Origin of the sequence: Neolewinella lacunae (genome assembly GCF_014349155.1) — a bacterium.
Classification (GTDB): Bacteria; Bacteroidota; Bacteroidia; order Chitinophagales; family Saprospiraceae; genus Neolewinella; species Neolewinella lacunae.
Map to the genome: position 1 here is coordinate 60,403 of NZ_JACSIT010000139.1, position 22,395 is coordinate 82,797.

Annotated in this window: 12 protein-coding genes; 4 read left to right on the forward strand and 8 right to left on the reverse strand. The window is 60.2% G+C overall.

Annotated elements, in window-relative coordinates; translation table 11 throughout:
• Positions 1-158: 158 nt before the first annotated feature.
• Complete coding sequence (locus tag H9S92_RS15535; protein WP_187467610.1) at positions 159-1,121, reverse strand: methylenetetrahydrofolate reductase; 963 nt, start codon at positions 1,119-1,121, stop codon at positions 159-161.
• A 215-nt stretch (positions 1,122-1,336) separates the two neighbouring features.
• On the opposite strand from H9S92_RS15535, the gene H9S92_RS15540 reads away from it, so the two are divergent.
• Entirely contained in the window at positions 1,337-6,958 is a 5,622-nt protein-coding gene (locus tag H9S92_RS15540; protein WP_187467611.1) for a T9SS type B sorting domain-containing protein, read from the forward strand.
• A gap of 99 nt (positions 6,959-7,057) precedes the next feature.
• Here H9S92_RS15540 and H9S92_RS15545 read toward each other — a convergent pair whose 3' ends face one another.
• Together H9S92_RS15545 and H9S92_RS15550 are read right to left on the reverse strand one after the other, a co-directional pair.
• Positions 7,058-8,710, reverse strand: coding sequence for a T9SS type A sorting domain-containing protein (locus H9S92_RS15545; protein ID WP_187467612.1), 1,653 nt, complete (start codon positions 8,708-8,710; stop codon positions 7,058-7,060).
• Positions 8,711-8,743: 33 nt separating this feature from the next.
• Positions 8,744-11,545, reverse strand: coding sequence for a TonB-dependent receptor domain-containing protein (locus H9S92_RS15550; protein WP_187467613.1), 2,802 nt, complete (start codon positions 11,543-11,545; stop codon positions 8,744-8,746).
• Between the two features lie 345 nt (positions 11,546-11,890).
• Between H9S92_RS15550 and H9S92_RS15555 the strand changes: the two genes are divergently transcribed.
• Both H9S92_RS15555 and H9S92_RS15560 read left to right on the forward strand, forming a co-directional pair.
• Positions 11,891-14,992 (forward strand): glycosyltransferase family 117 protein, encoded by a 3,102-nt coding sequence (locus H9S92_RS15555; RefSeq protein WP_187467614.1) that lies wholly within the window; start codon positions 11,891-11,893, stop codon positions 14,990-14,992.
• 203 nt (positions 14,993-15,195) lie between these two features.
• Complete coding sequence (locus tag H9S92_RS15560; RefSeq protein ID WP_187467615.1) at positions 15,196-15,966, forward strand: Bax inhibitor-1/YccA family protein; 771 nt, start codon at positions 15,196-15,198, stop codon at positions 15,964-15,966.
• 295 nt (positions 15,967-16,261) lie between these two features.
• On the opposite strand, the gene H9S92_RS15565 is transcribed toward H9S92_RS15560, so the two are convergent.
• The 5 genes from H9S92_RS15565 to panB form a co-directional block, all read right to left on the reverse strand.
• Positions 16,262-17,308: a M20 family metallo-hydrolase gene (locus H9S92_RS15565; protein ID WP_187467616.1), complete on the reverse strand. Its 1,047-nt coding sequence runs from the start codon at positions 17,306-17,308 to the stop codon at positions 16,262-16,264.
• A gap of 56 nt (positions 17,309-17,364) precedes the next feature.
• Positions 17,365-18,255: a nuclear transport factor 2 family protein gene (locus tag H9S92_RS15570; RefSeq protein WP_187467617.1), complete on the reverse strand. Its 891-nt coding sequence runs from the start codon at positions 18,253-18,255 to the stop codon at positions 17,365-17,367.
• 63 nt (positions 18,256-18,318) lie between these two features.
• On the reverse strand, positions 18,319-19,734 hold the full coding sequence (locus tag H9S92_RS15575; RefSeq protein ID WP_187467618.1) for a leucyl aminopeptidase family protein: 1,416 nt from the start codon (positions 19,732-19,734) through the stop codon (positions 18,319-18,321).
• A gap of 45 nt (positions 19,735-19,779) precedes the next feature.
• Positions 19,780-20,805 (reverse strand): endolytic transglycosylase MltG, encoded by a 1,026-nt coding sequence (gene mltG / locus H9S92_RS15580; protein WP_187467619.1) that lies wholly within the window; start codon positions 20,803-20,805, stop codon positions 19,780-19,782.
• A gap of 116 nt (positions 20,806-20,921) precedes the next feature.
• Complete coding sequence (panB, locus tag H9S92_RS15585) at positions 20,922-21,743, reverse strand: 3-methyl-2-oxobutanoate hydroxymethyltransferase (protein WP_187467620.1); 822 nt, start codon at positions 21,741-21,743, stop codon at positions 20,922-20,924.
• Between the two features lie 153 nt (positions 21,744-21,896).
• Here panB and H9S92_RS15590 point away from each other — a divergent pair, with 153 nt between their 5' ends.
• Positions 21,897-22,394, forward strand: a complete 498-nt coding sequence (locus H9S92_RS15590) for an RNA polymerase sigma factor (RefSeq protein ID WP_187467621.1) — start codon at positions 21,897-21,899, stop codon at positions 22,392-22,394.
• The last annotated feature ends 1 nt before the right edge of the window (position 22,395 follow it).

The following is a 22,395-nucleotide window of genomic DNA, read 5'->3' on the forward strand; positions in this document are numbered from 1 at the left end:
AGGCCATAGAATTTTTCTCCAAACTACCGAAAGAGCGCAGGATTATTGCCAACGATTCTTCTTTTTCACCAAACCTTGTTCTGACAACGATTCAAAAAAATGCCTTCCACCGTCAAAAGTTGCGTTGCAACACCTAACTGACCGATCGGGAGACAGCCTTAGTATACTGCTTTGGCAATGGCCTCAATCGTGCTGGAATCGCCCATCGTGTAGTAGTGCAGGCAAGGGGCGCCGCGCTCTTTTAGCTCCTTGCTCTGGGCGATACACCACTCAATACCGACCTGGAGCCGGGCCGCGTCGGTTTTGGCATCGGTGATGGCCTTGACCAGGTCATCGGGCAAATCGATGTAAAACATGCGGGGAATGCTGTGCAACTGGTAGAGCTTGGTGAGGGGCTTGAGGCCGGGGACGATTGGGGCGTCGATGCCAGCGGCGCGTACCGCATCCACGAAGTCGAAGTACTTCTGGTTATCGAAAAACATCTGGGTGACGATGTAATTCCCGCCAGCGGCGATTTTTTCTTTCAGGTAGCGCAGGTCAATTTCGCGGTTGGGTGCTTCGAAATGCTTTTCGGGGTAGCCCGCTACGCCGATGCAGAAGTTCGTGCGGGAGGCTTCGTCGGAGACGGTGAGGTCGTCCAGATAAATCCCGTTGTTCATGTCGTTGATCTGCCGGACCAGGTCGGAAGCGTAGTGATGCCCATCGGGCTCGGGGATGAATTTGCCCTCGAACTTGCGGGCGTCGCCGCGCAGGGCCAATACGTTTTGCACGTCGAGGAAACCAAGATCGATCAGGGCATTCTCGGTGTCCTGTTTGGTAAAACCGCCGCAGAGTAAGTGGGGCACGGCATCCACACCGTAGCGGTGCATGATGGCTGCACAGATACCGACGGTGCCCGGGCGTTTGCGGATGGATGACTTCTCGTAGTAACCACTTGGCCGGCGTTTATAGACGTATTCCTCGCGGTGATAGGTAACGTCAATGAAGGGCGGCTTGAATTCCATCAAAGGGTCCAGCGTATCAAAAATGGCTTGCATGCTACCGCCTTTCAGGGGAGGCAGGACTTCGAAGCTGATGAGGGTGTTGCCTTTGGCCTGGGCGAAATAGTCGGTTACGCGCATTGTGCGTGAGCTGTGCTTGTTGGGGACGGCAAAGATACACGCTCACTTACGATATGCCGGAATGCCTTGCGTAAAGCTTTAGTAAAAGGCCTTCCTGGCCTTTTGGACCAATTGCTACCGCAAAGCCTCGGAGAAGCATGTGACGCGCGCAACTTATCTTGTCCGCCGGAGAACGCCGAGCCCACCCCACTCTTTCAGTTCCATACCCTACTGTGATGCATCCCGCGCTCGCTTTATCCATTGCTCTTTGTTGGCTCCCCTTTTTGCTGCCCGCCCAGTGTGACATTTTCCTCACGGCGGGCCCCGACCAGAAAGTTTGCCCGCCCGGGGGGAACACCCTCCTTCTCGGCGAGGTGCTCGGTGATAATGTGGTGGCGGTGCAGTGGACGCCCGAGGGCAGCGTTTCCGACCCGCGCAGCCTCACGCCGGTAGCGTTCGGGCCGGGCACCTATACCTTAACCGCCCAAGTCATCGACCCCACGGTCAACCTCATTGTCAACGGCGATTTTAGCGCTGGCGACTCTGGCTTTACCACCGAGTACGGGCCCGGGACGGGGGGGGCTTTCGGACCACTATCCACCGAGGGCACCTACGCAATTGTGGCAAATAGCAGCGCGGCCCACAGTAATTTTGCGGCCTGCTCGGACCACACCGGCGGAGGAAATATGCTGGTCATCAACGGAGCAACCACGCCTAACGAGCAGGTATGGTGCCAGACGGTTGCCGTCCCTGCCAATACCCTCCTCAGTTTTACCGCTTGGGTAGCTTCGGCCATCAGTGAAAACCCCGCTTTGCTTCAATTTTCCGTCAATGGAGAACTTTTGGGGGAAAGCTTCCGGGCCTCATCCGCTACTTGCAGCTGGAACCGCTTCGCCGAAAATTGGTTCTCCGGGGGTGCCATGAGCGCAGAAATCTGCATAGTGAACCAAAATACGGTGGGCTCGGGGAACGACTTTGCCATCGACGACATCTTCTTCGGCCCCTTGTGCGAACAAAGCGACGACGTAGAAGTGACCCTGGCCACCGTAAACGCAGAAGCACCCGCCACCGTTTTCCTCCCCTGCGACGGAGGATTCAGCGTAGTCCTCGACGGCTCGGCCTCCAGCGCTGGGCCTGGCTATTTTTACCAATGGTCCACCCCCAATGGCAACATCCTCTCCGGAGCTACCACCCGTACCCCCACCGTGGCTGGCGCGGGCACCTACGTACTGGATGTGAACTACGATAACGGCAGCATCCAGTGCACCGACCAAACCACCGTCGTGGTTGCCGAAAATCCGGAGATCCCCCTCGCCTTTGTAGACAAGTTCGGCGACATCACGTGCAATTCAACAACCGTCCAGCTCAACGCCCTCGGCTCCTCCTCCGGCCCGGGCTACAGCTACCAGTGGAGTACTACCGACGGCTTTTTGGTTTCCGGCACCACGGGCAGCAACCCCACGGTTGGAGCGGCAGGAACCTACCGACTGCTGGTAACCCACGGCCCCAGCGGATGCACCGCCACGGCGGAGGTCCGGGTGGACGAATTCCGGACGCCCCCGCCGATCCAAATAGAAACACCCGCTCCCTTGGGCTGCGGCAGCCCAACGGTGCAGCTCGACGCCCGCCCCTCTAACCCTGCGCCGGGGGTACAAGCCAGCTGGACCACCACGGATGGAAGCATAGTAAGTGGTAGCAACGGACTACGCCCCACCGTCGATGCCCCCGGCACCTATACCCTCCGTCTCACCGACGGGGCCACCGGATGTTTTAGCGAAGCTTCGGTGACGGTGGTGGCCAGCCCCAGTCCGGTCAGCGCCCAAATCACCCCGGCCGACACGCTGAGCTGCCGCCAAACCCAAATTGGGCTCGTTGCCGAAACTAATGGCAACAGCACCGGATTCACTTACGCCTGGAGTACGGAACTCGGTACCATCGTTGCGGGAGTTATGAGTGATTCCGCCACCGTTAGCGCCGCTGGCCCGTATTTCCTTACGGTGCTCGATCCCGCTACGGGTTGTGAGGCCCGGGATACCGTAGTGGTAGTGGCAGACCTTGTCTTGCCGGACGTGGCCGTCTCGTCCAACGGACCTTTCACCTGCGGCCGCGCCCTAATTACGCTGAACAGTATTGGATCCTCCATTGGACCTGCTTTTGACTACTTATGGTCGACCAACGATGGTACAATCCTCAGCGATACCACGGGCCCGATGCCCACGATCGGTGCCCCGGGGAGTTATACCCTGACCATTGAAAACCAGGCTAACGGCTGCCGCGCCGACAGTACCCTGCGGGTGGGCATTGATACTTTGGCCCCGGACATCAGTGCGGGGACGTCCTTCACCCTGACCTGCGCGGCCGAACAAGACACCCTGGCGGGCGCGGTACTCGGCGTACCGCCCCCTGCCTATACGGTGGCGTGGACGACCCTCGACGGAATAATTTTGGCCGACGCCGACAGCCTGCGCGCCATCATCGGCGCTCCGGGCACTTACCTGCTGCGGGTAACCAACCCCGCCAACGGGTGCAGCGCGCTCGATAGCGTGCGCATTTTGCGGGACGACAACCTGCCCACGGTGACCATCGCGACGCCGCCACCGCTGGATTGTAACGTGACGACCATTGACCTGAACGCCACGGGCAGCAACGCTGGCGCGGGATTTGCGCTGACCTGGTCGAGCCCCAACGGCAATTTCCTGGGTGCTACCGATGGGCTCGTGGCCCGGATTGGTGCGCCGGGCAACTACACCCTGCGCGTTCTCAATGTCGATAATGGCTGTGTGGATAGCCTGGGGGTCGTCGTTTTGCAGGATACCGTTCGTCCGGTAGTCACCGCGGCCCCACCCCTGCGGCTCGACTGCGCTACCCCGGTGGGCACGCTCCAGGCGACGGTGAATACGGCCGAGACTTTTGATTTCGCCTGGACCACGCCAAATGGCCGCATCCTGGCAGGCAGTGATGGGCCAAGTGTGCAGGTGGATACGGCGGGCACGTACCGGCTCGTGGTCAGTAATCCGCGCAACGGCTGTACGACGGAAAGCACGACTACGGTGACGGAAGACTTCCGGTCCCCAGTGGCCATCGTTGGGCCGACGCAGCGGGTATTGACCTGCCGCGACACCATTTTTGCCCTGGGCAGTACGGCCTTAGTTCCCGATTTGCGTTACGCCTGGCAAAGCAGTGGAACCCTGCCTGCGGGCAGTTTAAATGGACCTTCCCTCGTGGTTAATGCCCCGGCGACTTACCGTTTGCTCGTGGTCGACACCCTGAACGCCTGCCGGGATTCGGCGGTAGTCACGGTAACGGAAGACCGGGAGATCCCCGTCGCTACCGTGGAAACGCCCGCAGTGCTCACCTGTGTGACGCCGCAAACGACCTTACGCGGGAGCGCCCCGGCGGGCTTCACCGGGCTGGAGATCCGGTGGACCACTACGGGCGGAAACATCACCAGCGGGGCAACGGATTTCTTTGCCAACGTGGCGGCGGCGGGCACCTACCAGCTTCACCTGTTTGATCCCCGGACGGGCTGCGCAGACTCGGCACAGGTGGAAGTTTTGGAAGACCTGAATCCTCCGTTGGCGGAGGCTGGGTTGGATGCAGTAATCAACTGCGCAGCACCGGTAGCCACCTTGAGCGCGGAGGGATCGGCGAGTGGTCCGTCCATCAGCTACCAGTGGACTACCTCCGACGGAACTTTCTCCGGCCCGGCAGATGCTTTTACCAGCATGGCCACCGCCCCTGGCCACTACTTTTTGGAGGTCCGCAACGACCGGAATGGCTGTGCGGCCACCGACAGCGTGCGGGTGCGGGCGGATTTCGTGGAGCCGGTGGTTAACCTGGGCCCGGACAGTCTGACCCTGACCTGCCGGGATACCCTCTTCACACTGACCAACCAGGGAGCGAGTGCGCCGGGGTTGCAGTATGACTGGTCGGTACGTAACGGCGGAGCTTTATTGGGTGCAGATACCCTGCCGGTGGCCATGCTGCGTTCGCCGGGCGTTTACCTCCTTCGCATCAGCAATCCGGGGAACGGGTGCCGCGCCGAAGATTCCGTGCGCATCGGGCAAAACACGGTGCTTCCGCGCCTGGCCATCGTCGCACCCGCAGACCTGAACTGCGCCGTAACGGAGCTGACCCTCGACGCCACGGGCTCTTCGGCGGGTGCGGGTTTTGGCCTGCGGTGGACGACGGGAAGCGGCAACATCCTAAGTGGTGCCACCGGACCAACACCCGTAGTAGACGCGCCGGGCACCTACCAATTGAGGGTTGAGAACCTAAGCAATGGCTGCGTAGACAGTGCCCAAGTGACGGTGACCCAAGACCGCCAAGCGCCCGAAGCCAACATCGCCCTACCAGCATCGCTAAATTGCACGGATACGCTGGTGGTACTGGACGCGCGGACTTCCAGCCAGGGCAACCAATTTCGCTACACCTGGACCACCCCTTCCGGTAGCATCGTGGCAGGAAGCACTACGCTCTCCCCCGCCGTAGCGGCACCGGGTACTTACTTTTTGCGCGTAACGAACATCCAGAATGCCTGTTTCCGCCTGGATTCCGTGACCGTAACCCAGGACGCAGCTCCCCCGGTGCTCGCGCAACTTACGCCGGAGGTACTCACGTGTACCACGCGTTCGGTACTGCTCAATGCCTCGGCAAGCGGCGCGGGGGCGGAACCCTCGGTACGCTGGACCACCGTGAATGGCAATATTTTGTCGGGAGAAGACTCCTTCACCCCACGGGTAGACCGGCCGGGAGATTACCGCCTGCTGGTGATCAACCCGGAGAACCAGTGTACCAATGATCTCGTCATTAGGGTACTCCAAGACACCATCCCTCCCGGGTTGCTCCTGCCGGATACGCTCGACCTGGGTTGTGATACCATCCCCGTCCGCCTGGCGGCGATGGTAACGGATGCTGGCAGCTATCGCTTCGTTTGGACTACGGAAGGGGGACGCATCGTAGCCGACGGCAATACGGCGCGGCCGCAGGTGCAAGGTCCGGGCAACTACAGGGTGATGGTGACCAACGCCAACAATGGTTGCCAACGGGAGGGCAATGTCGAAGCCGTTCAGGACCTCCCCCTCGACTTCACTTTTTCCCTCGCGCCGCCGACTTGTGCCATGCCCCTAGGGACCCTCACCTTTACGGGTGTTACCGGCGGACGGGAGCCCTACCTCTACGCCACTGACGGAGGCCTCGGATTCCGTACCGATACGGTAGTGACGGGCCTCGCCCCGGGAAATTACCCGCTGGTGGTGCAAGACGCCCAGGGCTGTGAATTGCGGGCAAGCGTATCCGTTCCCAACCCGCCTGAGCTCGGCCTGGTCTTGTCCCCCCGGGTAGTCATTGCCCTGGGCGAAGACTATCGCCTCAATGCCCTGACCAACTATCCCGCTGCGGCCCTGGCCAGTGTATTATGGACACCCGCGACGGGACTAGATTGCCCCACTTGTTTGCGTCCCCGGGCTTCACCCCTAGCAAGTACGGTCTACACCCTTGAGATCAGTACTGCCGACGGCTGCGTGGCTACGGCCAGCACCGAAATCATCGTCGATCGCCAACGCAACGTCTTTTTTCCCACCGCATTCTCTCCGAACGGCGATGGCATCAATGATGTCTTCATCCCCTACGCTGACCCCAAACTGGTCAGCCGCGTAATGGCCTTCCACATTTACGACCGCTGGGGCAATGAAGTCTTCGTCGGCAGCGACTTCGCCCCCGGAGATGGCGCAGCGGGTTGGGATGGTCACTTCAACGGAAAAAGGATGAATCCCGCCGTCTTCGTCTTTACCGCCACCGTAGAATTTGTTGATGGCAGACAGGTGGATTACCGGGGAGAAGTGGCGCTGGTGCAGTAAAAACAAAAAGGTCGCTGAGCCCCCAAACAAAAGCGCCCCCGCCTGGATGACCAAGACGGGGGCGCTTCATGCTGTAATGCGCTCTGGAGCGTCCTTCAGTTAGTTCAACATCACCTTCTTGGCGGTGACGCCTTCATCCAGGCGAAGCTGGAGGATGTAGGTGCCGCGGGGCAGGTTGCCACGTTCGATGCGGAAAGTGCTTTGGTTAAGGTTGTTGAAGGTGGCAACAATGCGGCCGCTGAGGTCAATCACGTTGATGCTACGGATGGGGTGACCCGTGGCGGTTTTCACGGTAAAGCCTTCGTTGGCGGGGTTGGGGAACACCTCGAGGCCTACGGCGCTGTTCTGCACCAGGTCATTGCGGGAGGATACCAGTCCGTCCAGATCCAGGGCGTAGTAAGCGCGGGGGATGAAGTAGGCAATCAGGGTATCGATGTTCGCTTTGGCGGCGGCTGGGTCATCGCGGTGGGGGTTCGTCTGGTCTTCGCCGGCGATGATGTTGTTAGCGTTGAGGTTGGCCGTAGGTACGTTGACGTTGATGGCGGCAATCGTGGCGCGCAGGGCAGCTTCATCGAACCAGTTCCAAACGCCGGTAGTAGCACCCGAACCACCAACATTGGGGGGAACCGTGCGCAGAACGGGCCACAGGTTATCACGACCCAACTGGAATTCGTCCAGGGTGCTGGTGGGAATCGGCGAGGTAGTTGTCACCGTTTTGTAAGCGGCGCTGAACTGGTTGAGGATACGGGAGAGGCTGCCGAATTTGGACTCCAGGGCCACTGAGTTGGCAGGAACGAGGACGTCGTTGAGGCCTTTATCATTGGCAATCATGGTCACCAGGTTCGAGCCCTGAACGTCCACCACCGGCATGGGAGGAGACGTAGGAACAATAACGGTTCCGGCGTAGAAGGGCGCGAAGGGATCAGTCAAAGAGTGCATCGAAATGGTCGGCGCTTCTTCACTCATGCCATCCATCCAAAGGGTATCTCCCAGGGCACCGGCCAGGTTGACCGTGAAGGCTACATTGGAGTTGTAACCGGGGTGGTTTACGACGTTCTGCATCGTGGGCAGCAGACCCTGGGGATTGGAGTTGATGGCTTCGTTCACCAGCGGAATACCGGAGGGGGTGTAGAAGTTGGGGTTCTGGAGAATTTCATCCACCCGGTCGAGGAAGTTGTGGGCCAGCACTACGTAGCCACCGGAGCCAAGGCCCCAATAGGTAATCCGGCTGGTATCAATGCGGTATGGGTTGCCATCCTCGGCAACGCTCTTACGCAGGAACCGCGCCAGGGCGTGGGCATCCTGTGAAGCCCGGTATACGGCTTGCAGCAGGCTACCCGTACGAATGGAATCCGCCGTAGCGGTAGGCTGCCAGCCCTTACGGTAGGTGGCGGAAATGCCCACGTAGCCACGCTGCACCAGGCGGCTGATGATCTCCACGTTAGCAGAGTCAGTGGTTGAACCGTAAGGGCCACCGTTGAAGTACTGAGGAAGGAAGTTCCCCGTGTGGAAAGTTACTACCACTGGCCGCAGGGCCACCGTATCGCCCACGGGTTCGTAAACGTCCATCGTTTGGGGAACAGGACCGGTGGCACCCTGGGAAAGGGCGATGAGGTCGATATTGTTGGAGTAAACAACGTTGACCGTCGGGTCGCCTACCTCGAACAAGGGATCGATATAGCGGTTTTGCGCGGCCAGCGTGCTGCACAGACAAAGGCAGGCGGCCAGAAAAAGGGTTACGTTTTTAAGCATGACACATAGGTTGATTAAGAGCGATTGTGAAATTTATTTCCGCTTCCACTCGTAGGTAGCGGAGATATAGGCCAGGCGGCCAATGCGGGGGCCACCATATACCTGAAATACCTGGTTGTCTAAGATGTTCGAAGCACCAATCTTAACTACGGTGTTGATGTTCGACAGCGAGAAGTTGATCTGGGCATCGAGCAAGCCATAGCTCTCGATAAAACCCGTAAACTGCGGAGACCCTTCGAAGATAAACCCATCCACCCACTTGTAGGCAATACTGAAGCCAAACTCCCGGACGCCGTCACCCAGCAGACTAAACGGAACGTCGCGCCCGCTTACTCCCACGTTGTACTTATGTTCCGGGGTATTGAAGGCCGGAATGATGGGGTCGTCCGTTGCCGTATTGAGGATGTTCCAGCTGTAGTTGCCATTGAAGGCGAAGTAGTCGGCAAAGTAGTAGTTGCCCCCGATGCTGAAGCCCTGGGTAGTCACCCGGTCCGTCGCATTAGCCGATACCCGGTAAGCCTGGGCACCGGTGATCTGGGAATTGACAAAGTCGAGATCAACCCCCAGGTTGAAGCCAATGAAATCCTGGTAGAAACTATAGTAATACGTAGCATCCAGGTACAAACGGTCGAAAAAGGTAGAACGGTAACCCACCTCCAGGGTGCGGACCTGCTCGGGGCGGATCGGCGCGACGTCAAAGAAGACGAGGTCGCTCGGCATCCCCGAGTTGGAAAAGTTCCGTACGCTTTCAAGTGTGTTGAGGCCCGTCACCCCATCAATGTTGCCCAGCAGAATGGCCCGGCCTACGTTGTAGAACAGGTACTGGTCGTTCAGCGTAGGGTTGCGGATGGCCGAACTGAAGGAAACCCGCGCCGTCGTCCCCTGCGTAGGGGTGAAGACAAAGCTTGCCGCCGGACTGAACAGCAGATTAAAGTTCTGGTTTTTGTCCGCCCGCAAGCTCGCGCTGATCTTGTAGCGGTTGTTGAGGTGCAGCGTGCCGCCACCGTAGGCTCCAACTTCCCAGGTATCAATGTTGCGGCCCATGGTGTCCAGCAACAAGGTACCCCGCGAGTCGGGGGTAAACAGACGACCATTGGCACCCACCGTCATCTCCAGTCGGCTGTCGGCGTTGGGTGCCCAGACGTTGGCAAAAATTTTCTCACCGTGCAGGTGGTACAGCGCCGAACGATCGAAAAACAGGGTCCCCCCCTCGCTGGCCAGCGTTGAGGTGATGCTGTCAAAAGCCCGGTTAAAACGATCCGTGCCCACCACGTATTCGTCGCGGCTGTTGATGCCCCGTGCTGCCCGCGCCGCCTCGCGCGCATCGGCGTGGAAACCAAAGAGCAAGTCCTGGTTCTCCGGCCGGGCCAGGAACTCCCGCTGCTGCGCATCCTGTTCCGGCAACGTACAGTTGACGGGGAAACAGTTCGGCCAGCCTTCCAACATACGAATCTGGGGGGTTACCACCGATTGCCAGTAGCTGGAATAGTCTCCCGCCCAGGCCCCGTCGCTCTTGGAAAGGTCCTGGAGCTTGATGGCCGTAAAGTAGGGGTCGTAGCTCCGTCCAGCGTCTTCGTGGGTGACGTAGGCCCGCACGAAGAAGTTGTCCCGGTTGCGCAGTTCGATCCGGTGCTGAAAGAACTGGATGTCGCGTAGGCTGAAACGGTTGTCGCCCTGGTACACGGTAGTCCCGGTGCTGTAGTTGGTGGTCAGCAGCAGCTCGGTGCTTTCGAGCGTTTTCTCGGGCTGGAGGCGGAAATGGAAGGCTGCACCCAGCTTGAGGTTCTTGGAGTCGTAGTCCACCAGGTCCTCTTCGTTGTAGCCACCGCGGAAGATGTGACCGAGGCCCGGACGCGTGCGCAGGAAGCCGAAGTCGGTGGAGCTGCTGGCCTCGTCTCCGTACCGGTTGATCGCGTCGTAGCCGCCGGGGTTGCTCGGCGACTCCTCGGTGTCAAAAACCTGGTCGTAATTATCGGCCACCCAATCGTCGGCCCGGAAGCCAAAGGCATTGAGCTTATAGGCAAACCACTCATTGCCATCCTTATTCTTCAGGGCGTCGGCCCAACGGAAGCCGCCCTCGAACAGGTTGCGCTCGGCAACTTTTACCTGGGCGGAAAGCCCCTTTTGCAGGAAGGGGTCTTTGGTTTCGATCGCAATGACGCCGTTGAAGGCGTTGGGACCGTAAAAAGCGGAGGAGGCGCCCACTACGAGGTTGACGCGGTTGACGTCCAGCTCCGAAGCCCCCAGGAAGTTGCCCAGGGAGAAGTTCAGGCCCGGGCTCTGGTTATCGACCCCATCGATGATCTGGAGCGAACGCACGGGGTTGGTGGAGTTGAAGCCCCGCGTGTTGATGATCTTAAAACCGAGGCTGGCGGCGGTCAGGTCCACATCCTTAAGGCTGCCAAGGCCATCGTAGAAATTGGCCGCCGGCGTTTGCTTGATGGCAATGGCGTCGAGGGTCTCCACCGTCAGGGCCGCCTGCCGCTGCTTATCGCTGATGCGCTGGCCCTTTACCTCAATGACCTCGGTCGATATCACGTTGTCGCCCAGCGCAATGCTGAGGTCCTGGTCGGCGCTGGTCACTTCCACCTCCATCGGGGAATAGCCGATGTAGGAAAATTGCAGGATTACGGGCAGGCCGTCCACCGTCAGTTCCCAGGTACCGTCAATATCGGTTACCGTTCCCGTCGTCGTACCCTTGGCGAGTACGCTGGCACCAATCAGTTCATCGCCGCTGGACGCTTCAGTGATCTTGCCACGCAGGGTGACCTGGGCACTCAGCGTACCGCAAAAAAGAAGGCACAACAGTGCAGAAAAGTAGTTTGATAACCTCATACGCTTTAAAACATGATCGAGCAAAGAATCTCCCGGGTCGCCCTGGGGCTGCAATTTAGTGAAAATTCGCTAGCGTGGTAGTTTGGGTTGTTTTTTAACGGTAATTCCGACGGCTTCCCGGCAGGAAAGTGGCTTTTTTGGGCGCGGGCGCAGGTGCAGTGGCGGGGGACGAAGGAGCAACGCCAGGCCTCCTCCGCTCTTTGTCTTTTCCCTGGCACCTGCGGCCGCGCCCGCTGCCATTAACCAAGTTTAACGAACGCTAACCCTTAAGCGGCCGGAATGTGCTAGCTTTGCCGGGTATTTAGCCGAGGCTAGCAAATCCTGATTGGAAATACCGACCACCCCATGGGAAAATTGAATCGATTACATCAACTGACCGGCTGGCTGGTCTTTGCCATTGCCACCGTCGTTTACCTGCTCAGCGCCGAGCGTACCGGGAGCCTCTGGGACTGCGGCGAATTCGTCCTCGGAGCCTACAAAATGCAAGTGGTGCACCCCCCGGGAGCGCCGCTGTTCCTGCTGATCGGCCGCATGTTTGCCGGGCTGGGCGACGTCCTGGGCGGCAGCAACCAGGCCATGATTGCCTACGCAGTCAACGCCATGTCGGGCGTTTGCACGGCCTTTGCGGCGGCCTTTGTAGCCTGGATTACGATCCGTTTCAGCATCCTCACCATTCTGGGGCGCAGTGAAACCGCCGAATTGGGCAGTGGGCAGAATCTGGCCGTTGCCGCCGGCGGGCTGGTGGCCGGCCTGGCCACCGCCTTTTCCACCTCCATCTGGTTTTCGGCCGTGGAGGGCGAGGTGTACGCCATGTCTACCTTCTTTACCTGCCTGACGATCTGGGCCATGGTCCGCTGGTACACCCTGGCCGATACGCCGGCGGCCGACCGCTGGCTGCTCTTCGCGCTTTTTGCCTCGGGGCTGTCCATTGGCGTCCACTTGCTTTCCATCCTGACGATCCCCGCCATGGCGATCTTCTACTACTACAAGAAAAACCAGGAGACCAGCCTTTTCGGGCTCGGCCTTTCCGTGGTGGCTGGCGTGGTGATCATTGTCTTTATCCAGGCCTTCATCATCGTGGGCATCCCCACGATCTGGCAGTTTTTTGAAATTCCGCTCGTCAATACCTTCCGCCTGCCGGTGCATTCCGGCATCATTCCCACGCTGCTGTTGCTCCTGGGGGCGATGTACCTGGGCCTGCGCTACGCCCACCGCAACAACGTGGCCTGGCTGCAGCAGGTGGTGGTGGGCTTCGGCCTGCTGGTGATTGCCTTCAGCACCGTTGGCGTCGTGGTCTTGCGCGCCGAGGCAAAGACGCCCGTCAACATGAACAACCCCGATAACGTCACCAGCCTGCTGCCCTACCTCAACCGGGAGCAGTACGGCGAGCGCAGCCTTATCTATGGACAGACGTTTACCGCCGACGTCACCTCCACCGAGGTAGTCGACCGCTACGGGCTGGTAGATGGCAAGTATGAGAAAGGCGTCACCCAAAAAATCACACCGGAATACAGCAAAAAGATGCTCTTCAGCCGGATGTACGACAATACCCAGGGCCGCGTCAGCCTCTACAAACAGTGGATGGGCCTGGACCCCAGCCAGCCCCTGCCGCGCAACCGGCCCAACCAGGCCGATAACATCCAGTTCCTTTTCCAATACCAGATCGGCTGGATGTACTGGCGCTACTTCATGTGGAACTTCGCCGGCCGGCAGAACGGAGAGCAGGGTTTTTACAGCTGGGACAAAAGCTCCGGCAACTGGGTCAGCGGCATTAAACCCCTCGATGAAGCCCGCCTGGGCAACCTCGACGAGCTGCCCGACCACGCAAAAAACGACCCCGCGCACAACCGCTACTACCTGCTGCCCTTCCTCTTTGGGCTCATCGGCCTGTTCTGGCACGCCCGCAAGAACAGCAAGGACTTTATCGGACTGCTGACGCTCTTCGTCATCACCGGCATCGGCATCATCATCTACACCAATCAGCCCCCGAACGAGCCGCGGGAGCGGGACTACGTCCTGGTAGGTTCCTTCTTCACCTTCTGCATCTGGATGGGCATGGCGGTGCCGGCCCTGTACGGCCTGGCCAAAGACAAACTCAACCAGAAGGGCTTCGCAGTCGCTGCCGGCATCGGAGCGGTCGTGCTGGTCGCCCCCCTGCTGATGGGTTTCCAGAACTGGGATGACCACAGCCGCGCCTTACACTCCGGTGCGCGGGATTACGCCGCCAACTTCCTCGAATCCGTTGACCAGAACGCGATCATCTTTACCTACGGAGACAACGATACTTACCCCCTGTGGTACGCCCAGGAGGTGGAAAACATCCGCCCCGACGTGCGCGTGGTCAACCTCAGCCTCATTGCGGTAGACTGGTACATTGATCTGCTCCGCTACAAGATGAATGATTCGCCACCCATCAACCTGACGCTTACCGAAGACCAGTACCGGGGCCGCAAGCGCAACCAGATCCCCTACCTGAACCGCAACAACCCCGATGGCAACTGCGCCCGCGATACGCCCCAGAGCCTGGAGCAGTTCATGGCCACCCTGGCTTCCGAGAACCCCGTGCCCCTGCGCGGCGGCGGCAGCCTGGAAACCCAGTACGCCTCCTGCAACGTGGGCATTCAGGTGGACCCCCGCCGCCTGGCCCAGGCCCCCTGGCTCGTCCCCGCCGGCGAACAGGCCCAGCAGCGCATCCCCATCCGCATCAGCAACAGCCGCCTGCTCAAAGACGACATCGCCATTCTCGACATCATCAACTCCAACCTCTACGACCGGCCCATCTACTGGGCGGTGACCTGCCAGCAGAGCAAACTCCTCGGCCTGGAAGATTACCTCCAACTCGAAGGACTGGCCCTCAAGCTGACCGTAACCCCCAACGCAGGCGACCAGCGCAACTACGGCATCATCGGCAGCGGTGGAATAGACGCCGAAAAAACCGCCGACCTGGTCTTGAACAAGTGGCAGTGGGGCAACTTCGATAACGTGGACACCCACATCTCCACCAGCTATGCCCCCGCGGTGCAGTCCATGCAGATCGTCATCATGCGCACCATGCGCGACCTGGTGGATAACGGCCAACTGGAACGGGCCCTGGAAGTTGGGGATGCCTATTTCCGGGCCTTCCCCGACAAAAACTTCCCCTTCTTCTACCAGACCTACCTCATGCTGCAGCCCTACCTGGAAACCCGCAACGCCCAGCGCGCAGCGCCCGTCATTGAGCAGCTGGCCAGGAACGCAGCCGACCGGATGGACTTCTACAACAGCATCGACGAAAGCATCCGTCAGAGCAGTTACCAGAGCGACATCACCCGGGCCGAGAGCCTGATCCGTGGCCTGCTGCAGCAGATCCGCCAGCAGAACGCCCCCGAATTGCAGGCCAGCGTCGAGCAGATCCTCGGTGCCTACCTTTACATGGCCCCCGGAGAAACGCCCGGAACCCTGGAATAAGCCCCCGGCGAAACCATAAAACCACGGAGAGGCAACGACACCGCAGTCGTTGCCTCTTTTTTGTGTCCGCCACGAACAGAAGGCCAACGACTTTCCAAATTAAACGTTTTATTTGCGTGGGCCTACGCAGGACGGTCCGGCGCTTCACACCGTGTCGATCATTCCCCCTGCCAACCCGCCAATTCATCAAATCCTATTCTGCTATGTCTTTCTTTGATCGTTTTACCAAGTCTAATAACCCCCTGCTGAAGGAGGAATCCCTCAGCCGCGCCAGTTCCAGCACCCTGGACGGCAGCATCATTGAGCGGGCAGACGACAACGTGATGACCGTTAGTGGTGCGGTAAACAAGTCTTTCCTGATGGGATTGCTGCTGCTCCTGACGGCCACTTATTCCTACGCCAACCCCAGCGGGCTCTTCCTCTGGGGCGGTGCAATCGGCGGCCTGGTCCTGGTGCTCATCATGTCCTTTAAGCGTCACCTCTCCCCCACCCTGGCCCCCGTCTACGCGCTTTTAGAGGGCCTCTTCGTGGGTTCCGTTACGGCCATTTACGCCGCAGGCTTCGGTGCCGGCATCGTTTTCCAGGCGGTCTTGCTGACGATCTCGCTCCTGTTCATGATGCTCTTCGTTTACAAGACGGGCCTGATCCGCGTAACGCAAAAGTTCCGGACCGGCATCATGATGGCTACGGGCGGTATTTTCCTGGTCTACCTCCTCAATATCGGCCTCAGCTTTTTTGGCATCAACATGCCTTTCTTACACGAGGGAGGAATGATCGGCATCGGCATCAGCTTGTTCATCATCGGCATCGCTACGCTGAACCTGCTGCTCGACTTCGATTCATTCGACCAGGCTGCGGCCATGCGCGCACCGAAGTACATGGAGTGGTTCTGCGCCATGGGCCTCATCGTTACGCTGGTATGGCTGTACATCGAGGTGCTCCGCCTGCTTTCTATCCTGAGCAGCAACGACTAATCCGGGCGCGGCCGCAGGTGCTGTGCAGGTCGCCGAAGCAAAGGAAGACCTGACCCGGCAGCGGCCCTACGGACGGCGACAAAAAAGAATGGGGAAAACGGATCGTGTCCGTTTTCCCCATTTTCGTAAACAGCCTTTAAACAAAACTACTAGTGAGAATAAAGTGAGGCTGTAGAATCTTTCATCATCAAAACTATTGGTCAAACGCCCGGCCTTGCCCCTGCGCTGCCTGCTGCAAAAATAATTCTTGCAAAAATTTTACCCGCCAAAGAATTTTCCTCCCCCGAATGCCTGCTCAGTAGGCCGCTCGCAGCAAGTCTACGTACATCCGCCGGGCCTCTTCGATTTCGGCGACGTAGATGAACTCATCGGCGGTATGGCTGCGGGCGCTGTCACCCGGGCCGAGTTTCAGCGTAGGGAAAGGCAGCAGTGCCTGGTCGGAAAGCGTCGGTGAGCCATAGGTCTTGGCACCGGACCGCACCGCTAAGCCCGCCCGCACCAAAGGATGCTCGGGTGCAATGGCACTGGACTGAAGGCGGAGGCTGCGCGGAGTAAGCACTGCCGAACGGCAAACCCCGCGCAACTCCTCAACGGCCTCCTCGTTGCGGTAGGCTTCGTTGACGCGTAAGTCGATTACAAAAGTGGCGCGGTCGGGGACCACATTGTGCTGGGTTCCCGCCTGCAGGACCGTGACGTTGGCGGAGGTGGGGCCCAGGAGCTGGCTGGGCCGCGGGAAGACGTGGTTGCGAATGGATTGGATGTCGTCCAGGGCCAGGTAAAGGGCGTTGATCCCTTCCTGCCGGGCGGCGTGACCGGAAACGCCCCGGCACTCGCCGTCAATCACTACCAGGCCGCGCTCGGCAATGGCGAGATCCAGCAAGGTGGGCTCCCCGACGATGCCCGCCGTAATGGGGCCGAGCAGGGGCAGCAAGGCCGCTACGCCCCCCGCTCCACTGATTTCCTCTTCGGCGGTGGTGGCCAGCAGGAGGTTGCAACCGAGGCTGGGATCGTTTTCCAGCGCAACGAAAGCCGCAATGAGGGCCACCAACGCTCCCCCGGCATCGTTGCTGCCCAAGCCGTAAAGCTTGCCCCCTTCCAGGGTAGGTTGATACGGGTCGCGGGTGTAGCCAGCGGCGGGCTTCACGGTATCGTGGTGACTGTTGAGCAGGATCACCGGACGGCCCTCCACCCAGTTGCGGCTGCGCAGCCAAACGTTATTGCCGTGGCGTTGCGGTGCCAGCCCCCGCTCCCGCAGGAAGGCCTCGATCCGGTCCGCCGTCTGGTCTTCGGCCCGGGAAAGCGATGGCGTGGCAATCAGGGATTGAAGAAGTGCAAGGTACATGCGCAGGTTTTCGAAGAGGACACCGCTCGGCTTGAAAGGGCTTTCTCGGTAGGAGGCTACCGCTCCTTGCGCCTTTCGCCCGTCAGTTCGATGAAGCCCTGGATCTTGTCGTTCGGCACCGTCACGCTGAGGGTGTAGTGGGCGATCTTCCAGCCATTAGGTCCACTGCGGCGGACCACTGCGGTGCCCCGGCACGGACCCATCCAGGTGTGCAGGAGTTCATCCCAGTAAGCCACCTGGTTGGCGGGGTCGTAAAAAACGTGACGCTCGGTGGCGTTGAAATCCCAGGCTTTGCCACGGGCGAAGTAAGGGGCGGCAAAGCCCAGGAACTCTTCCTTGGTCCAGTGTTCTCCCTTATCGGTCCCGATGTAAATCCCGTCATCTTCCATGGCGTCAAAGAACGTGGCGGAATCCGCCTGTGCGGCGGCCAGGTGCCAGCGGGTAGCCAGGGCATCGATGGCGTCGTGGGGCGACTGGTCGGAAACGGCTTCGCAATCTCCCGCTCCGTCGCGCCGCGTATCAGTGATGTGGAGGACGCGCCAACGGCCATCCGCGCCGTCTTTTACCAGCTGGAAGGCATTTACCCCGCAGTGGTGCATTGCTCCCTGGTACATAAAGACGTACGGTGTCCAGGCCGTGGACAAATGCCCGTCGGTGCGGACTTCGGTATAGTGCAGTTGTTCATCCAATGCACCTGCGGCCGCGCCCTTGATCCCCTTAAACCAACGCGTGATGCTTCCTTCAGAAACCACCGTGCTTCCGTCCGGCTTGGTCACCACCGAGTGCAGCGTGGCCGAGGGATGGAAATAGGCACGCAGGCCAGTGGTATCGGCCGCTTTCATGGCTGCGAAAATGGACGTGATGGTCGCCTGCGGCGAATGCGTTTCCTGAGCGCGGGCCGCCAGGGACAGGAGTAAGAGGGCGAAGAGAACAGCAATTTTGCGCATAGCCGGGGGAATTTGCCGCTAAGTAAATCATTTTTTGGCTGGAGAGGTGCTCTCCAGCGGTCTTCAGGCCCCGGGCTGGCGCGTCAGCCACTCCACAAAAAGCCGCATCCCGAAGCCCGTCGCCTGCCGGTCTTTGGCGTAGGGCCCTTGCTTGAGGGCAACCCCAGCGATGTCGAAGTGTACGTAGGCGGGGTGGTCTTGCGTGAAAAACTCGAGGAACTTGAAGGCGTCGATGGCTCCCGTAATGGGCCGCCCGGAGAAATTCTTAATGTCCGCCACGTCACTGTCCAGGGCTTCGCGGTATTCATCCCAAACGGGCAGGGGCCAGACCCGCTCCGCACATTCTTCGCCAGCGGCGCGGAAGGCCGCCACCAGGTCTTCGTTTTTGCTCATCACGGCGGCGCATTCATAGCCGAACGTCCGGACCGCACTGCCCGTCAGGGTGGCCACATCAATCAGCGTACTGGGCGCGTAATGGCGCAGGGCGTAGCTCAGGCCATCACTCATCACCAGGCGGCCTTCGGCGTCGGTATCGATGATCTCGATGGTTTTGCCCGAGTGGCCGGTAATGACGTCGGAGGGTTTGATGCTCAGGGCGTCGACGCTGTTGTCGGTGCTGGGGACGATGCCCACCAGGTGCACGGGTAACTGCAGCCGGGCCGCAGCTTCCAGGGCCCCGAAAGTGGCCGCCGCCCCGCCCATGTCGGATTTCATCAGGTGCAGGTTGGCGCTGGGCTTGATGCTTAATCCGCCCGTATCGAAGGTGATGCCCTTTCCGATGATGGCCGTGGGTCCGTCGGTAGCCGCACCCGGACCCCGGTATTCCATGACGATGAGGCGGGCGGGGTCTTCGCTGCCGCGGTTGACGGCCAGCAGGGCCCCGAGGCCTTCCGCCGCGCATTCTTTTTCGTCCAGCACCTTTACCTGGTAGCCGTAGCGCTGGCCGGAATCCTCTGCCCAGGCCGCCAGGTACTGCGGACGTTTAACGTTGGCCGGTGCATCCACCAGGGCCATGATCCGCATTTGCACTTCGGCCAAAACAATTTCCCGCTGGCTGAGCCGAAAGAGGTTGTGCGCTGCCGCATCCGTGATGTGGTCGGGGACGGCCCGCGGCAATCGGATACCCGCCCCGGCGGCAGCGAGAGGGTGCGCCTCCTGGGTGGTCTTGAGTTGATCGGAGCGGTAAGTACCCAGCAACAGGCCACCCAGAAAAGCGGCTGTGAGGGCGTCGCTGCCCGTTTCATTGAGCAAATGCACGTGGGTGCGCAGCTGCTTGGCTTCGTGGTGGCTCAGGCGGCGGGCGAGGTCGCGCACTTTCGCCGCAGTGGGTGCTTCGGGCAGGCGCACCAGAAAGCCATCGGGGTCCAGCGACCGCAGGTATTTCCCCGGTGCCAGAATGCCTTCCAGCTCCGGATCATCGTCCCGAAAAAAACGGAGCGTAGTGGTTTCAGCGGGAAGGGAATGGTTGATGAATTGCATGCGGACTAGGGGTATCAGAAAATGGTTTTTAGGGGGAGGGAGGGACTAGCGCAGTCCCCGCGACTTCAGGTTGGCAACGTATACCGCGATGTTGCGGGTGTGGCCGGCCATCGTGCTGGCAAAGTTATGCTCTCCGCTGTTGTCGCCCCGGGCGCACATAAAGATGTAATCGTGCTTTTCGGGGTTCAAAACCCCGTCGATGCTCCCTACGCTGGGCATGGTAATCGGCCCCGGCGGCAGGCCAGTGTGGAGATAGGTATTGTAGGGGCTCTCGAAACTGGTGTGCGAGTAGAGGACGCGGGTGGTGAGAAAATCCCGCGTGGCAAAAACGGCGGTGGGGTCCGCTTCCAGGCGCATCCCCTGCCGCAGGCGGTTGAGGTAGAGGCCGGCCACGCGGGGCTGCTCGTGGGCCACCAGGCTTTCCTTTTCGACGATACTGGCCAGGATGTACACTTCGGTGGGCGTCATCCCCAGGGCCTTGGCTTTTTCACGGCGGCCCTCCGCGTCCCAGAAGCGCTGGTGTTCTTTGACCATGCGTTCCATAAACTGCCGGGGGGTGGCGTCCCAGTACATCTCGTAGGTGTTGGGGATGAAGAGGGTCTGGAGCGTCTCGCGCGTGTAGCCCAGGCTTTTGATGTAGTCCTGGTCTTGAAACAGACGGACGAAAGCCAGGCTATCCCCTTCGAGAAAGCGGGCGACCTTAGCGGCTACGTTTTCGGGCTCCCGTTCGGTGGTCAGGACGACTTTAACGGCCTCCCGGCTGCCGCTGCGGAGTTTGCGGAGTAAGTCGATGTACCCCATGCCGGGCTCCAGGCGGTACCGACCGGCCCGCATAACGGGTTTGCGGTAGGCCATCCGCTCGGCCAGCGGGTCAAACAGGGCACGGTCTGGCCGCACCCCAATGGCCGCCAGCGAATCCAGCACCTGCTCGTAAGTCGCTCCCGTCGGGATGGTCACCACGGGATTTTGCAAATCATTGGGCACCACCGGCGCCAGCATCAAGCGGTAGTAGACGTAGCCGGCAATGACGGTGCCGAGGATCACCAGGGCCAGAAGGATTTTTTTCAACATCGTTTTAGTCTTTGGGGGCTTTCGCCTAACGTGAACGCACCGGCCAGCAAAATTATGGAGTGGCGGAAGAAATAATCCCGGGAGGGCGGGGGCAGGCTTGCCGCCCGGTCCGCACCTCAGTACTGTTCCTGGGGCCCGGGGAAGTCTTTGGCCTTCACGTCGTTGACGTAGCGCTCGGTGGCGTCCTGGATCACGTCGAAGAGCTCGGCGTAGCGGCGCAGGAAGCGGGGGTGGAAGTCTTTGGTGAGCCCCAGCAGGTCGTGCGTCACCAGCACCTGCCCGTCGCAGTCCACTCCGCCACCGATGCCGATGGTGGGGATGGCCAGGGCCTGGCTGACTTTGCCAGCCAGGTGGGCGGGGATTTTTTCGAGGACCAGGCTGAAGCACCCCAGTTCCTGCAGCAGGATGGCGTCTTGCAACAGGCGCTCCGCCTCGGCCTCTTCTTTGGCGCGGACGGTATAGGTGCCGAATTTGTAGATCGACTGCGGCGTCAGGCCCAGGTGCCCCATCACGGGAATGCCCGCAGAGAGGATGCGCTTGATGCTGTCGGCCACCTCGGCACCTCCTTCCAGTTTTACCCCGTGGCCACCGCTTTCCTTCATGATGCGGATGGCGGAGCTGAGGGCAATCTTGCTGTCGCCCTGGTAACTGCCGAAGGGCAAATCTACGATCACCAGGGCCCGGTTGACCGCCCGGACCACGCTGCTGGCGTGGTAGATCATCTGGTCCAGGGTAATCGGCAGGGTCGTTTCGTGGCCGGCCATGACGTTGCTGGCCGAGTCGCCCACCAGCAGTACGTCGGCCCCGCCGGCGTCGAGTATCTTGGCCATGGAATAGTCGTAGGCCGTCAGCATGGCGATTTTCTCGCCGGCTTCTTTCATGGCACGCAGGGTACTTACCGTGACCCGTTTCGCATCGATTTTCTTGTTTACGCTCATGGCCGCGAAGATAGGCCTAATCAAGGGTTATTGGGCGCGGTCGCAGGTGCAGGGGGAAGGGACGGGGAGCGAGGGGCAACGGCCAGCAAAAAAAATCGTCCTTGCTGTAACATTTACCGGCCGGCCAACGTGACCAGTGCAAAGCTCCCACTTTTGGACCACTTCACCCACCTCATCCATTCGGTTCGCGACCGACTTTACCGGCTAGCCCTCCGGGTGGTCAATGACGCCGACGAAGCCCAGGACGTGGTGCAAGACGTCTTAGTCAAAAGCTGGAACAAACGCGAGGAGATTGCCCGGCTCGATAATCCCCCGGCCTGGCTGATGCGGATGACCCAGCACCAGGCGATTGATCGGCTCCGCGCGGGCCAGGTGCGCAGCGCCCGGGAACGGGAAGCGGCTGGCCCCGACCTCGATCCCCGCACGCCCTACCGCCTGGCCGCCTCCAGCGATAGCCTGAGCCACATCCACCGGATCATCCAGCAGTTGCCGACCGACCAACGCACCGTCCTTCACCTCCGCGAAGTGGAGGGCATGGAATACCGGGAAATTGCCGAAGTGACCCGCCTGAGCCCCGAGCAGGTCAAAGTTTATCTCCACCGCGGCCGCACCAGGCTCCGTACCCTTTTACGCCAAGAAAACATCGCTTAAT

Excerpts from the sequence above, each read along its gene's own strand:
- H9S92_RS15555 (WP_187467614.1), top strand. The coding sequence starts at position 11,891 with ATGGGAAAATTGAATCGATTACATCAACTGACCGGCTGGCTGGTCTTT.
- H9S92_RS15560 (WP_187467615.1), top strand. The coding sequence starts at position 15,196 with ATGTCTTTCTTTGATCGTTTTACCAAGTCTAATAACCCCCTGCTGAAG.
- mltG (WP_187467619.1), bottom strand. The coding sequence starts at position 20,805 with ATGTTGAAAAAAATCCTTCTGGCCCTGGTGATCCTCGGCACCGTCATT.
- H9S92_RS15575 (WP_187467618.1), bottom strand. The coding sequence starts at position 19,734 with ATGCAATTCATCAACCATTCCCTTCCCGCTGAAACCACTACGCTCCGT.
- H9S92_RS15570 (WP_187467617.1), bottom strand. The coding sequence starts at position 18,255 with ATGCGCAAAATTGCTGTTCTCTTCGCCCTCTTACTCCTGTCCCTGGCG.
- panB (WP_187467620.1), bottom strand. The coding sequence starts at position 21,743 with ATGAGCGTAAACAAGAAAATCGATGCGAAACGGGTCACGGTAAGTACC.
- H9S92_RS15535 (WP_187467610.1), bottom strand. The coding sequence starts at position 1,121 with ATGCGCGTAACCGACTATTTCGCCCAGGCCAAAGGCAACACCCTCATC.
- H9S92_RS15540 (WP_187467611.1), top strand. The coding sequence starts at position 1,337 with ATGCATCCCGCGCTCGCTTTATCCATTGCTCTTTGTTGGCTCCCCTTT.
- H9S92_RS15550 (WP_187467613.1), bottom strand. The coding sequence starts at position 11,545 with ATGAGGTTATCAAACTACTTTTCTGCACTGTTGTGCCTTCTTTTTTGC.
- H9S92_RS15565 (WP_187467616.1), bottom strand. The coding sequence starts at position 17,308 with ATGTACCTTGCACTTCTTCAATCCCTGATTGCCACGCCATCGCTTTCC.
- H9S92_RS15545 (WP_187467612.1), bottom strand. The coding sequence starts at position 8,710 with ATGCTTAAAAACGTAACCCTTTTTCTGGCCGCCTGCCTTTGTCTGTGC.